Genomic DNA, 13,760 nt, shown 5'->3' with positions numbered 1-13,760 from the left:
TATGCGATTTTACGCATTATTGTGGCGAACGCCAATCGTTTTTCCATCATGTTTATTGTGTTTGTGGTCAGAAATGCCGCCATCAGAGGGCGATCTATAATGGATCCCGTGAACCAAGACGGACAAGGAGTCCCCATGTCACTGCCCCCATTCAAAGCCAGCCAGCGCAGATTGCTGATCGGCTCGGCTATTGCACTCGCCCTGTTTGCGAACCCATTCAGTTATGATTTCACCCACAATGAGTGGCAAATGAATCAGGCTTATGCCAAGTCCTGCTTTATCGCCGGCACCCGCATCACGATGGCAGATGGTTCCATCCGCCCCATAGAGACGCTCCGGGCCGGTGAACAGGTGCTGGATCAGCACGGCGGCAGCAACCGGATCCTGGCTGTCGAGCAGGTAATACTGGGCAAACGCAGACTCTACGGGATCAACCATCTGGCCCCATTCTTTACCGCAGAGCATCCTCTGCTGACCACTCGGGGCTGGGCGGCCATCTCACCCGCCATGACCCGAACCGAAAACCCGCAGCTGACGGTGCTACCGCTATTTACCGGCATGCAGATAGTGTGTCGCCCGGCACATGGCATGGTGACGGGCAATCTGGCCCTGCAACCCCAACCTGAGCTACTGCTGGTTGAGTCGCTCTGCTGGATCGAGGCTCCCCCAACCACTGCGCTCTTCAATCTGCTGCTCGATGGCAGCCACAGCTATATCGCCAATGAGCTGATCGTTCACAACAAAGATGGCGACGGGGGTGGCGGCGGCGGAGGCAGCGATGGGGGCGGAGGCAGCGATAGCGGCGGAGGTAGCGACAGCGGCGGTGGCAGCGACAGCGGCGGTGGCAGCGATAGCGGCGGAGGCAGCGATAGCGGCGGAGGTAGCGACAGCGGCGGAGGCAACGACAGCGGCGGCAGCGATAGCGATGGGGGCAACGATGACAGTGGCGGCCAGGGCGAGCATGCTGGCGGTGAGCGGCATGGCGGTGGTGAACAACACGCGGGTGGCGAGCGTCATGGCGGCCGTGGGTTTGGCAATGGCGTTGATGACAACGGTGTGGATGCCGTCGATGCCAATGGCAACAAGCTCAGAGGTGATGGCACCATCGATGCCAACGGCAACAAGCTCAGGGGCAATGGCACGGTCGATGATAACGGCGTGGATGCCGTCGATGCCAATGGCAACAAGCTCAGGGGCGATGGCACGGTCGATGATAACGGCGTGGATGCCGTCGATGCCAACGGCAACAAGCTAAGAGGCGATGGCACGGTCGATGATCGCCAGCAAGTGCTTACCGATGAGCAGGAGCGTGCTCTGCTCAACAACGTTTTTCGCCAACAGGGGCAACCATGATGCGCTATCTGCTACCACTCCTCCTGCTCAGCCTCGCTGGTTGCGCCACGGTCGACACCCCGCCGCTTTACCATCAGATGGATAAGGCCGATGTTCAACGGGCCAATCAGGCCCTCGCCCAGGCGCTGGAAACCCGTACCAAAGGGCAGAGCCTCACCTGGTTCAATCCAGCCAACCGTCACTCGGGCAGCGTCACGCCGCTGCGCACCTTCCGCCATACCGATGGGGAGTGGTGTCGCGACTATCGCGAGCAACTCTATATCGGCAAGGCTAGCGAGCAGTGGCAGGATACCGCCTGTCGCAATCAGGAAGGGCGCTGGCGGCCATTGCGCACTTAGCGCATGCACGGGTAATAAACGAAAGGGGGTAGCAGTGCTACCCCCTTGTCATCTTTGCCAACCCATTATCTTGGCTGTGGATCCGCGGTTATACCCGACGATAAGGCAGGTAAACCGGCTCCCACATGTGGCTGAGGATATGCTGCTGCAGATCCTGACCGATCAATGGATGGGAGGGATCCCGCCGCACTATGTCTTTGAGCACTGCGGTCGCCACATGCACCGAGATGCTGCGCAGCTCGCGAATACGCGGATAAACGGCCCCTTTCGCCAGATCCACCTCACTCACACACTCGGCCAGCGCAAAGGCGGCAGTAGTGAAGATATCGGGGCTTAACTCGCGAAGCTGGCTGACGATGGCCGCCAGACCCACACCGGGGAAGATAAAGACGTTGTTGCCCTGCCCGACCCGGAAATCCTGTCCCTCATAGCTCACATCCTTGAACGGACTGCCGGTAGCAACGATGGCCTTGCCCTGACTCCAGCGGTAGATATCCTCCGGCAGCGCTTCACAGTTGGCGGTCGGGTTGGAGAGCGGGAACACCATGGGGCGCTCGCAATGCTTCTGCATCAGTTTGACGTGCTCTTCCTGAAAGGCACCACCCGAGCCGCTGGTACCCAGCAGCACGGTAATGGGCACATGACGCAGCACATCGGCCAGATTGGCCTTGCCGGGCACCTCGGTATCCCAGCCGGCAAGCAGCAGTCCCGGCTTGGCGTAACGACGTTTGTACTCGTCGAGCCCGTCCCGGTTGTCACACACCAGCCCTTGGGTATCCAGGATGTAGATGCGATCGCGGGCCGCCTGCGGGTCCATCCCCTCGCGGATCATCCCCGCGCAGATCTGATCCGCCACCCCGACCCCGCCAGCACCGGCGCCATAGACCAGATAGTTCTGCTGGCCGAGGGTTTCACCCTTGACCTTGACCGCACCTATGATACCGGCCAGCACCACGGCACCAGTGCCCTGAATGTCATCGTTGAATGACGGCAGCGCCTGCTGGTAGCGGGCCAGATTGTTGAAGGCGTTGGATTTGCTGAAGTCTTCCCACTGCAGCACGGCGTTGGGGAAGTGGCGCTTGACCCCGGCGACAAACTTGTCGATGAAGTCGTCGTACTCCTTGCCGCGAATGCGCTTGTGGGGCTGACCCAGATACATGGGATCATCGAGCAGTTTCTGGTTGTCGGTGCCCACATCCAGCGCGATGGGCAAGCAGCAGGCGGGGTGAATACCGGCCCCCAGGGTATAGAGAGAGAGCTTGCCGATGGGGATCCCCATGCCGCCCACCCCCTGATCGCCGATCCCCAGGATCCCCTGGCTGTCGGTCACGACTATGATGCGGATCGATTTGGCATCGATATGGCGGGCCAGCGAGTCCATGTCTTCGACATTTTTCGCGGTGATATAGAGGCCGCGCGGCTTCTGGAAACGGTGGCTGAACTCCTGACACGCCTTGCCGACAGTCGGGGTGTAAATATAGGGAGTCATCTCCTCCACATGGCGGGAGAGCAAGGCATAGAAGAGAGTTTCGTTGCGATCCTGCAGGGCGCGCAGGTTCTGGTACTTCTCGATGTCGCTGCTCGCGCTCTTGAACCCTTCATAAACCCGTTCGAGCTGGGCTTCAAACGTTTGTACCTGAGGCGGCAACAAGCCATCGAGCTCGAAATCGGCACGTTCCTGTTCGGTGAAGGCAGTGCCCTTGTTGAGATTGCGATCATTCAGCAGGTTGGTACCTGTCAGTGCAACGGGGCGAAAATCCTGTCCCTGTGCATCTTTCCACAGCAGATATTGTCCGGTAGCCATAGTCATTCTCTTTGATTTACGTGAAGTTGCCATTCGGCAGGAGAGTAAGACTCATAATGAAATCAATCATATGACGTTTATTCGATCGGTTTTGTGAGCTTGGGCATACCCTGCGGCCAAAATAAGCCCCCGGCGACCCCGGCGAGACAAATATCCACGGCAAGGAATTAGACTCATGTTAGCATTGCTGGCAACCCAGCCACCCTTCACAGCATCACAGCCGGGAGTGACCCTGATGCCATCGACTCTGCCAGCCTGCACTCCCCTCTTCTTGCCATGCGCCTGATCCCGCTGCTTGCTCTTTGGCTGTTTCTGACCTGCCAGTCGGCACTGGCCGCACCGGGCCGGTTGCTCAACATCATCGTCGGCGAGTGGCCCCCTTTTGTCTCTGAACAGTCGAAACAGCACGGCCCGGTGGCCCATCTCATCGTCGATCTGTTCAAGAAGGCGGGCTACGAGGTGAAGTTCCACTTCGCCCCCTGGGGCCGAGTCTATTCGCTGGCGGCCAACAGCCAGCTCTATGACGCCACCGCCGTCTGGATGCACAAACCGGAACGGGAGCAGGATTTTCTGTTCAGCGAAGCGGTGCTACAGGAGCAGTTTGTCTTCTTCTCACTCAAAGCACGACAGCTGCAGGCCGAGCGCCTTGAGCAGATCGTCGGCATGCGGTTGGGGGGCGATATCGCCTACAGCTACGGGCCAGAACTGGACCAGATGGTGGCTGACGGCAAGGTGACCCAGCAGAAGGTCACCGACGTGAAACAGAATTTTGGCAAGCTGCTGCGGGGGCGGATCGACCTCTATCCGCAAGAGCTGCGGGTCGGTCTGGCCGAGCTGCAGAGCCAGTTTGATCCCGCCAGCGCAGCGCTCATCACCCACAGCCAGACCCCTTTCCTGCGTAACGATAGCTTCGTGATGTTCCCGCGCAAGATGCCGGATTCGGCCAAATTGCGGGATCAGTTCAATCAGCAATTGCAGCAGGCCATCGCCAGCGGACGCTATCAGACCTACTTCGAACGGCTGGCCCGAGGCGACTATTGATCGTCTTGAGGTAAACGCGAGGGAAAAAAAACAGCGGTGGCCCCTTGTAGCAGCCACCGCCGTGATGCTTGTCAGAAGCAGGCATTAACCGCTGATGCCCACCTCCAGCTTGAACGGAGTCTTGGCCTTGCTGCTTTCGGCCGCCCCCATCTGGTAGACACGAATGGTGTAGGTGCCCTTGGCGGGCAGGGTCGCCTCAAAGTTGTTCCCTTCGGTGGAGCCGATAAAGATTGCCTCCCCCTTGCTGCCTGGCGGCAGAATATTGAAGTAGGGCTTGCCGGTCAGGATCACCACCATGCTCTGGCCCTTGTTGGCCGTCAGCTTGTAATCGAGGGTCTGGCGGCCCTGAATGGTGTCGTTGATGGTCGCCCCAGACTCCCCCTTCTTGAACTGCACCTGCTGGGTCTTGATCCCGTCAGCCGCCTGCACAGACCAGGCCGATATCCCGCCCAGCAACCCGACCGACCATACCGCTGCCAATAACGCTTTGTTCATCTTCACACACCTCTCCGTTGAAACCATGTCCGTGTACTGTCGCTCGCTTACTATTGCACATTTTCCGTGCACCGCTGGCGCACAAAAACCCGTTTGAATCACTTTTCCCTTATTTGTAAACCGATAAAGGGGATGAACCACTATGCTGAAGATTGGGCCCATAGCAACGGAACTGCACTGCGGTATGCCAAACAGCAACACCATGAGCAACATACTGATCGTCGATGACATGGCCTCCAATCGCTACATCCTGCGCAGCCTGCTCGAAGAGGCAGGCTATAAGGTGCGCGAAGCGACAGATGGCCAGCAGGCCGTTGATGCCGCAGCACAGGCCACGCCCGATCTGATCCTGATGGACATCAATATGCCGGTGATGGATGGCTACGAAGCATGTCGGCGGATCCAGCAACAACAGGGGCAATGGGCACTGCCCATCATCTTTATCAGTGCCAACAGTGAAGTCAGCGCCCTTGAGCAAGCCTTTCAGGCCGGTGGCTGTGACTATGTCTCCAAGCCCTTTCATCAGCTCGAAGTGCTGGCCCGGGTGCAAAACCAGCTGCGCCTCAAGGAGCTGGGGCGCCAGCAGGCCAGAGTGCAACTCTACCAAAGCCTGTTCCAGCTCACCGCTGGCATTGCCCATGAGATAAATACCCCGCTGGGGGTCGGCATTACCGCTTCCAGCCTTATTCAGGGCGCTGGCGACCTGCTGGCCAACGCGGTGAAAAGCGGCGTACTGGGTCAACGCCTGCTCCATCAGCAACTCACCGATATCAAAGAGGGCACCGAGCTGGTTGAATCCAGCCTGCGCCGGGTTGCAGTGCTGGTCACCCGTTTCAAAGAGCTGACCCGGGATCAGACCGAACTTGATGCCAATACCTTTTCGGTGCAAGAAAGTGTACAGAAGCTGCTGCTGGCCTTCTTGCCCGAGCTGCAGATCGCCAAGGTCAGTTACCATCTGGACGGCAACCAGGTCACCATAACTGCCCCCGAATCCCTGTTTCTGGATCTGATCCAGGAGCTGATCAAAAACAGTCTGGATCACGCCTTTCAGGGCGCCGGAGAGCACAGTTTCACCATCCATATCGGGCAGCAGGATGGCTCACTGCTGCTCACCTACAAAGATTCCGGCCCCGGCATGCCCGCCGACAAGTTGCCCCGGCTGTTTGAACCCTTCTTCACTACCCTGCGCGGCAACGCCAATCACTGCGGGTTGAGCGCCTGTCGGATCCACAATCTGGTGGAGAACAACCTGCGCGGCTCGATCAATGTCACCAGCCCAGCGGGTGGAGGGCTCTGCTACGAGATCCACCTCCCGCTCAAACCGGCGGGCTGACACACCAAGCAGAGCAGATGAACAACAGGGGGAATGGAACAACAACAAGGGGCGCCTCAGCGCCCCTTACCTTTATGTGTTCCGTGCCATCGACGGTCAGCTTGATTTACCCACCTTGGGCTCATCAAGGGTGTGTTTCACCTCTTCATACCAGAGGTCGTGGTGCTCCTTGGCCCAGGTCTCGTCCACCTCGCCGGTCACCATCCCCTCCAGCGCCCCTTCCAGCTGGAACAGGCCCATGTAGATATGGAAGATGAAGCCGCAGATGAGGATCAGCGCCCCGACGATATGGATAAAGCTGGCCCACTCCATCTGGCGGCGCAGCTGGCCGAAGATGGGGAAGTCGAGGAACAGCCCAGTCGCCACCACTATGCCGCCAAACCAGATCAGCAGCCAGAAGATCGCCTTCTCGCCGCCGTTGGAGAAGCCCGCCGAGGGGTGACTCCCCTTGTGAGGGCCCAGCATGCCACCCGCCTTCATAAACCACTTCACATCCACCATGTTGACGATGTTGTGGCGGAACCACTTGATGAGCACCCCCATCAGGCAGAGGAAGAACAGCGGCCCCACGTAGTTGTGGAACACCTTGGCGAACCAGATCCAGTTCTCCCACACCCCGAGGCTCACCACCGGCTTGATAAAATACTTGCCGTAGATAATGGCCAGCCCAGACCCGGAAAGGGTCAGAAACATGGCCGCCGTGGTCCAGTGCAGCGCCCGATCCAGCCTGCTCCAGCGCTTGAGCTTGCGCCCGGTGCGCGGTTTGGAGAGCTTGGTCTGCCCCACCGCCCAGTACATCAGGCCGCACATGGCGAGCGATCCGAAGATAGCGATGGCACCGAGCGGCGACACCCACTTGGTCTTCACCTCGAACCAGAGCTGGCCCGGCACCGAGATCAGCACCCCGTGCTCCGGCGAGCGGGAGGTGGTATACCCCTCCTGCCCATCCTTCACCGCCCGCCAGTAATCGGCACCGGCAAAACCGACTGCCTCTTGCTCGGCATCGGCGAAACTCGCGGTACTCACCAGCAGCAGGGCAGCAAACAGGGCCATTAGCCAGGTTTTCATGCTGCCCCTCCCTTGCCCGCCTTGCTCGCGTCATGGAACAGCTCATCGCCGTTACCCCATGCAGCATCCTTGGCGCCGCGATAGGCAACCCGCTCGCGGAAGATGTCGGAGATGACCTGCGCATCTCCCGCCAGCAGTGCCTTGGTAGAGCAGAGCTCGGCACACATGGGCAGCTTGCCTTCGGCAATGCGGTTGGCACCGTACTTCTGGCGCTCCGCCTCGCTGTGATCCTCTTCCGGGCCACCGGCGCAGAAGGTGCACTTGTCCATCTTGCCGCGATCGCCAAAAGCGGCAGTCTTCGGGAACTGGGGCGCCCCGAACGGGCAGGCAAACAGGCAGTAGCCACAACCGATGCAGAGATCCTTGTTGTGCAGCACGATGCCGTCGTCGGTGTGATAGAAGCAGTCGGCCGGGCAGACCGCCATGCAGGGGGCGTCGGTGCAGTGCATGCAGGCGACCGAGATGGAGGTCTCCCCCGGCAGGCCGTCGTTGAGGGTTACCACCCGGCGGCGCTGGATGCCCCACTCCAGGGCATCGTCGTTCTCGTTCTTGCACGCCGTCACACAGCCGTTGCACTCGATGCAGCGCTTGGTGTCACACATGAATTTCATTCTGGCCATGGGATCAGGCTCCTACTTTGCGAAAACGGCACAGGGTGACCTTGGTCTCCTGCATCTGGGTGACGGGGTCATAACCATAGGTGGTGACTATGTTGACCGACTCCCCCAGCACATAAGGGTCAGACCCTTCCGGATATTTGGATCGCAGATCCTTGCCCTCGAAGTGGCCGCCGAAGTGGAACGGCATAAAGGCCAGCCCCGGTTTGACCCGCGGGGTCACCAGCGCCTTCACTTTGACCCGGCCCCCTTCCGGCCCCTCGACCCACACATCCTGACCATCTTGCACGCCGACATCGTTGGCATCCGCCGGGTTGATCTCGACGAACATCTCCTGCTGCAACTCGGCGAGCCAGGGGTTGGAGCGGGTCTCGTCGCCGCCCCCCTCGTATTCCACCAGACGGCCGGAGGTGAGGATGATCGGGAACTCCTTGCTGACATCCTTCTCCTGTACAGAGGCGTACTGGGTCGGCAGGCGCCACAGGCTCTTCGAATCAGGCCAGGTAGCGTAGTCGGCCAGCAAGTCGCGGCGCGGGGTGTAGAGCGGTTCACGGTGCTTGGGCACCTGATCCGGGAAGGTCCACACCACGCAGCGCGCCTTGGCGTTGCCATAGGGGACGAAGCCGTGCTTGATGGCGACCCGCTGGATACCGCCAGAGAGATCGGTCTTCCAGTTCTTGCCCTCGGCCTCTTTCTTCTCGGCCTCGGTCAGCTCATCCCACCAGCCAAGCTGCTTCATCAGGTCTGCAGTGATCTCGGGATAGCCGTCTTCCACCTCGCTCCCTTTCGGCCAGGAGTCTTCGGCCAGCAGCGAGACACCCTGATACTCGATGCCGAAACGGGCGCGGAAACCACCGCCCCCTTCCGAGACCGGAATGCTGGTGTCGTAAAGGATGTGGCTGCCGGGGTGTTTCATCTCCGGGGTGCCCCAGCAGGGCCAGGGCAGACCATAGATCTCGCCGCTCACCGGGCCCCCTTCGGCCTTGAGGTTGGTCTTGTGGAAGGTGTGCCAGTTCTGCTGATGCGCCTTGAGCCGCTCCGGGCTCTGGCCGGTGTAGCCCACGCTCCACATGCCGCGGTTGTATTCGCGGGTGATGTCTTCCAAGAGCGGCTGGTTGTTCTCCACCTTGATGTGCTTGAACAGCTGATCGGCAAAGCCGAGCTTCTTGCTCAGCAGATACATGATCTCGTGGTCAACCTTGGATTCGAAAAGCGGCTCGATCACCTTGTCGCGCCACTGCATGGAGCGGTTGGTGGCGGTGACGGAACCATAGGTCTCGAACTGGGTGGTGGCCGGCAGCAGGTAGACGCCATCGGTACGATCGTTCATCACCGAGGCAACGGTAGGATACGGGTCGACAATCACCATCATGTCGAGCTTTTGCATCGCCTTCTTCATCTCGGGGCCGCGAGTCTGGGAGTTGACCGCATGGCCCCAGTAGAACATGGCGCGAATGTTGGAACCCTGCTCGATCAGATCGGCGTTCTCCAGCACCCCATCCACCCAGCGGGAGACAGGAATGCCGTTGTTGTTCATCGGCAGCTTGCCGTTGTAGGCCTTGTTGTCGAAACGAGCCTTGATCCACTCGTAATCCACATCCCACACCCGGGCCCAGTGCTTCCAGGAGCCCTCTTCCAGCCCGTAGTAACCGGGCAGGGAGTCGGAGGTGACACCAAAGTCGGTGGCACCCTGCACGTTGTCGTGACCGCGGAAGATGTTGGTGCCCGCCCCGCTCTTGCCCACGTTGCCGAGGGCCAGTTCGAGGATGCAGTAAGCGCGGGTGTTGTTGTTGCCTGTGGTGTGCTGGGTACCGCCCATGCACCAGACCACGCAACCGGGGCGGTTGTCGGCCAGCAGCTTGGCGGCATCGTGCACTTGCTGTTCGTTAAGACCGGTCACCCGCTCCACTTCCGCCGGGGTCCAGCGCGCCACCTCTTTTTGCACCTCGTCCATGCCATAGACACGGGTGCGGATGAACTCTTTATCTTCCCAGCCGTTCTTGAAGATGTGCCAGAGCATGCCCCAGATAAAGGCGACGTCGGTGCCCGGGCGCAGGGATAGGTACATGTCCGCCTTGGCGGCGGTGCGGGTGCGGCGCGGGTCGACCACCAGGATCTTGCAGCCGTTGCGCTCTTTCGCCAGCAGGATGTGCTGCATGGCGACCGGGTGGGCCTCCGCCGGGTTGGAGCCGATAAACATGATCGACTTGCTGTTGTGCATGTCGTTCAGGCTGTTGGTCATGGCGCCGTAGCCCCAGGTGTTGGCTACGCCAGCGACCGTGGTGGAGTGGCAGATGCGCGCCTGGTGATCCACGTTGTTGGTGCCCCACAGGGACGCCATCTTGCGAAACAGGTAGGCCTGCTCGTTGGAGTGCTTAGCAGAGCCGAGCCAGTAGACGCTGTCGGGGCCGGACTCCTTGCGCAGGCGCAGCACCTCGTTGCCCACCTCTTCGATGGCCTGATCCCAGCTAATGCGTTGCCACTTGCCGCCCACCAGCTTCATCGGGTACTTGAGGCGACGCTCACCGTGGCCATGCTCGCGCAGGGCAGCCCCCTTGGCGCAGTGACCGCCAAGGTTGAAGGGGTGATCGAAAGCCGGCTCCTGACCGGTCCAGACGCCGTTCTGCACCTCGGCATAGACGCCGCAGCCCACCGAGCAGTGGGAGCAGATGGTGCGCTTCACTTCGACCGGCACCTCAGCAGCCACGGTTTTGGCCTCGGCCCGTTGCATCATGGCGGGAGCCAGCCAACCGGCGGCCACGGCGCCACCGGCCACCAGACCAGAGTTGACCATAAAGGCGCGACGGGTCAACCCCTGGCCGCGAGCGGCCTCATTACTTTGTAAGCTGCCCTGCTCGCCCACTTGGGGCTGCTCGGCACGTTTTGTCAGTTTCATGAATTCTCCTTCACTGAGCCGGCTTAGTCGGTGCCGCGCAGGGTGCGATAAAAGTCGTGAACATGGGGGGTCTCCCGATAGCCCTTGTCAGGCTCGGTGTCGTGGGTCAGCACCTCTTTGCCCACCACCCGACCGGTGGCACCGGCCAATACGCCTATGGTGGCGACCACGCCAACTCCCTTGATCAGATTGCGGCGGGACGGGTCTTTCAGCTTTTCATCGCTCATTCTTGTGACCTCTGTTGTTGTTCTTGCTGGCACCTGCGGGCCAGCTTCGCGTCCAATGGGATATCTCGTCTGCTCGTTTTGTTATGCGCAGCTCTTGTTGTGCACAGCCTGTTATGCACAGATGGAGGCGTTCAGCCCGTCACCACGCAGGCGCCAAACGGCAGGCGCAATTCGTTTTCCAGCTTGAAGAAATCTTCGGCAAGGGCGCCGACCGCCCGGTAGAAGCTGCCCCCTTTCGCCTGTTGCTGATCGCGGCAGCAGGCGAGTACCCAGGGGGCAAGGTGGCGCTCATAGAAGCGGTTGCGATCCGGGTGCTGCTCACCAATCAGTACCGCCATCACCTCACAGAGGGCGGCGAGGTGATCTTCCGGCTCGCACACTCCGCTCTGGCGCTCGAAACCGAGGGACTGCAGGTCTGCACGCAGCACCGCCAGCGGCAACTCCATCAATGAGCCGGTGAGATACCAGGAGGCAAACGGTACGATCTCCCCGCGCCCCAGCCCGATAAAGAGATCCTGATACTCCTCGGCAAGCTCGTTTTCGTGGTGGCTGCTGGCCGCCAGCTGCACCAGCCCCAGCCCTCTGGCAAAGGGGCCCGGCATAGCCTGCAACCCTTGCAGCCAGGCGAGCTGTTCGCCACGGGGAGCGGCGCGCCAGAGGCTTGCCAGCAGGGCGTAGAGATCGGCGCTGCTCTGTTCCAGTTCGGTCATGGTCAGTTCGCCAGCCTTTTCGTTATGTTGTTCACTCATCACTGGCCCCTCACACCTTGAGCTGGGAGACGGGATCCGCCGCCAGCGCTGCAAACACATCCTTGACCCGGCACTCCTCACACATCAGCAGCCGCTGGGCGGCCTCGTTCTGGAAGTGGGAGTGACCGGCCAGCTTTTGCTGGATGCGGCGGATCATCGAGGCGGGCGCGAACGGCTTGCCGCAGCGAATGCAGCAGGCAGCCTCTTCGGCTTTCAGGCTCTGCACGGCGCGACGCGCCTCGGGCACGGGTTGCAGACGGGGCACCAGTACGATGGCCTGCTCGGGGCACGCCTTTTCGCACATGCCGCACTGGATGCAATCCTGCTCGATAAAGTTGAGCCCCGGCGTGTGCCCCACCGCATGCAGGGCGCGGCTCGGGCAGACCGCCACGCAGCCCATGCAGAGGGTGCAGTCAGCTTCTTTCAATTCAACGCTGCCGTATGGGGCGCCATGAGGCACTGCCAGCGGCTCGCGGCTCCCCTCATTGGCCTGCCAAAGGGCATCGAAGGCGGCAAACAGGTTCTCCCGTTTGTCACCCTTGAGTGGCTTCTCCAGCAGGGCGACGACTGGCTGCGCGTAAAGAGACTCATCCATTTCGGCATCGCCGTTAAACAGGGCAATACGATCGGCAGCAAGACCCGCGCCCGCCAGCAGCACGGTGGCGCTGGCCAGTTCCCGCTCAACCAATGCCCGCACGCTGGCGGGAGCATAGTCACCCAGCGCGATGCGCACCGCGCTGGCGCCATAGGTGAGGGCGGCAAACCAGCTCTCGATGCCTAAACTCGCACTCTCCTCCACCCAGACCGGCAGCCAGTTGGCAGGCAGAGCAGTAAGCTCGGCTTCCACCCATTCGCGCTCGTTTTCACCGGCGATCAGCAGCTGGGGCGCGTCGCCTCCCGCCTCCCGATAATGCTTGAGCAATCGGAACAGGTAGTCGCCGCTGGTGTTGGCGTCGGGCTGGTGATAGGCAATCGCCCCGGTCGGGCAGGCAGAGGCGCAGCTACCGAAGCCCTGACAGAGATGGGGATCGATCTGGATGCGACCATTGATGGGCTTGAGGGCATCGGTCGGACAGACATCGAGGCAGCGGCTGCAACCGGGCACGCCGCGGGCGGTAAAGGCGCAGGCCTCGGGGTCGAGGCGAAAATAGCGTGGCTTGTCGAAGATACCGGTCAGCGCACAGAGCTCGGCGAGTCGTTCGGCCAAGCCAGTATCATCGGCCAGATACAGATAGCCGACCGGCGGACGCTCCAGCGCAAAGAGCGGGGCGTGGCCCAGATCGGCCACCAGATCGAAGCGCGGTTCGCGTGGCTGTTCACTAACAGCAGCCGCTTTTTGTGGAAAACAGAGCGCAGCCAGATTAACCCGCTCACCCTGACCGTTAAGACCGGTGAGCTGGAACTGCCCCAGATACCCTGTCAGGCTCGGTTCGCGCAGGGTCAGGGCCGCGAGGGATGCGGTGGCATCAAAAATGGCTTCAAGATCTGCCGCCTCAGCATCGTGAACCGATTCGGTCACCAGCAGGGTGGGCTTCACCCCGGCAGGCAGCAGGCTGGCGACGCGGCGAATGCGATCTTCCGGGCCGACCAGCAGCAGGCGCCCCTGACTTTGGTAAGAGACAGTGGCCGGGATCAGGTTGTCGGTCTTGACCGTATGCTGCAGCGCATAGGCGCGAGCGCGCGCGTTATGCTCGGCCGCCCCCGCCCCATGGGCAAGATTGGAGGCTAGATTTGGGGCCAGATTTGGCAATGTTTGTTCAGTGCTCACATACACTCCTGCGCGCGCCACCTCATGGGATGGGCGCTTGTTGGTAAGCCGAGAGAGCAAGAGGCGAGCCA

At 60.9% G+C, this 13,760-nt stretch carries 12 protein-coding genes; 4 read left to right on the top strand and 8 right to left on the bottom strand.

Translation table 11 applies throughout. The annotated features are described in order from the left end of the window. The first annotated feature begins 135 nt into the window (after nucleotides 1-135). Together BN1135_RS08195 and BN1135_RS08190 are read left to right on the top strand one after the other, a co-directional pair. Nucleotides 136-1,353: a Hint domain-containing protein gene (locus BN1135_RS08195; RefSeq protein WP_042020252.1), complete on the top strand. Its 1,218-nt coding sequence runs from the start codon at nucleotides 136-138 to the stop codon at nucleotides 1,351-1,353. Beyond that, nucleotides 1,350-1,691 carry an RT0821/Lpp0805 family surface protein gene (locus BN1135_RS08190; RefSeq protein ID WP_042020250.1) on the top strand — a complete coding sequence of 114 codons (342 nt, stop codon included), beginning with the start codon at nucleotides 1,350-1,352 and terminating at the stop codon, nucleotides 1,689-1,691. Before BN1135_RS08195 ends, BN1135_RS08190 begins: the two co-directional genes overlap by 4 nt. An 88-nt stretch (nucleotides 1,692-1,779) precedes the next feature. Here the strand turns inward: BN1135_RS08190 and BN1135_RS08185 are convergent, their stop codons facing one another. Beyond that, nucleotides 1,780-3,495 carry an NAD-dependent malic enzyme gene (locus tag BN1135_RS08185; protein WP_042020249.1) on the bottom strand — a complete coding sequence of 572 codons (1,716 nt, stop codon included), beginning with the start codon at nucleotides 3,493-3,495 and terminating at the stop codon, nucleotides 1,780-1,782. 276 nt (nucleotides 3,496-3,771) lie between these two features. On the opposite strand from BN1135_RS08185, the gene BN1135_RS08180 reads away from it, so the two are divergent. Continuing rightward, on the top strand, nucleotides 3,772-4,536 hold the full coding sequence (locus tag BN1135_RS08180; protein WP_042020248.1) for a substrate-binding periplasmic protein: 765 nt from the start codon (nucleotides 3,772-3,774) through the stop codon (nucleotides 4,534-4,536). Between the two features lie 84 nt (nucleotides 4,537-4,620). Here the strand turns inward: BN1135_RS08180 and BN1135_RS08175 are convergent, their stop codons facing one another. After that, nucleotides 4,621-5,031 (bottom strand): hypothetical protein, encoded by a 411-nt coding sequence (locus tag BN1135_RS08175; RefSeq protein WP_042020247.1) that lies wholly within the window; start codon nucleotides 5,029-5,031, stop codon nucleotides 4,621-4,623. 202 nt (nucleotides 5,032-5,233) lie between these two features. On the opposite strand from BN1135_RS08175, the gene BN1135_RS08170 reads away from it, so the two are divergent. Next, nucleotides 5,234-6,364: a hybrid sensor histidine kinase/response regulator gene (locus BN1135_RS08170; protein WP_042020373.1), complete on the top strand. Its 1,131-nt coding sequence runs from the start codon at nucleotides 5,234-5,236 to the stop codon at nucleotides 6,362-6,364. Nucleotides 6,365-6,460: 96 nt separating this feature from the next. On the opposite strand, the gene BN1135_RS08165 is transcribed toward BN1135_RS08170, so the two are convergent. The 6 genes from BN1135_RS08165 to BN1135_RS08140 form a co-directional block, all read right to left on the bottom strand. After that, entirely contained in the window at nucleotides 6,461-7,432 is a 972-nt protein-coding gene (locus BN1135_RS08165) for a formate dehydrogenase subunit gamma (RefSeq protein ID WP_042020246.1), read from the bottom strand. Next, nucleotides 7,429-8,052, bottom strand: a complete 624-nt coding sequence (gene fdh3B, locus BN1135_RS08160; protein ID WP_042020245.1) for a formate dehydrogenase FDH3 subunit beta — start codon at nucleotides 8,050-8,052, stop codon at nucleotides 7,429-7,431. The genes BN1135_RS08165 and fdh3B overlap by 4 nt, the downstream gene beginning before the upstream one ends. A gap of 4 nt (nucleotides 8,053-8,056) precedes the next feature. After that, nucleotides 8,057-10,945, bottom strand: a complete 2,889-nt coding sequence (locus BN1135_RS08155; protein ID WP_042020244.1) for a formate dehydrogenase subunit alpha — start codon at nucleotides 10,943-10,945, stop codon at nucleotides 8,057-8,059. 23 nt (nucleotides 10,946-10,968) lie between these two features. Further along, nucleotides 10,969-11,172 carry a transcriptional initiation protein Tat gene (locus BN1135_RS08150; protein ID WP_021229865.1) on the bottom strand — a complete coding sequence of 68 codons (204 nt, stop codon included), beginning with the start codon at nucleotides 11,170-11,172 and terminating at the stop codon, nucleotides 10,969-10,971. Nucleotides 11,173-11,303: 131 nt separating this feature from the next. After that, nucleotides 11,304-11,921, bottom strand: coding sequence for a TorD/DmsD family molecular chaperone (locus tag BN1135_RS08145; protein ID WP_042020243.1), 618 nt, complete (start codon nucleotides 11,919-11,921; stop codon nucleotides 11,304-11,306). Between the two features lie 10 nt (nucleotides 11,922-11,931). Continuing rightward, nucleotides 11,932-13,689 carry a 4Fe-4S dicluster domain-containing protein gene (locus tag BN1135_RS08140; protein ID WP_139245049.1) on the bottom strand — a complete coding sequence of 586 codons (1,758 nt, stop codon included), beginning with the start codon at nucleotides 13,687-13,689 and terminating at the stop codon, nucleotides 11,932-11,934. Nucleotides 13,690-13,760: the final 71 nt, after the last annotated feature.

The organism is Aeromonas sobria (genome assembly GCF_000820145.1).
Lineage (GTDB): Bacteria > Pseudomonadota > Gammaproteobacteria > Enterobacterales > Aeromonadaceae > Aeromonas > Aeromonas sobria.
Note: the sequence above shows the minus strand (reverse complement) of the source record. Positions and strands in the feature narration are given on the sequence as shown.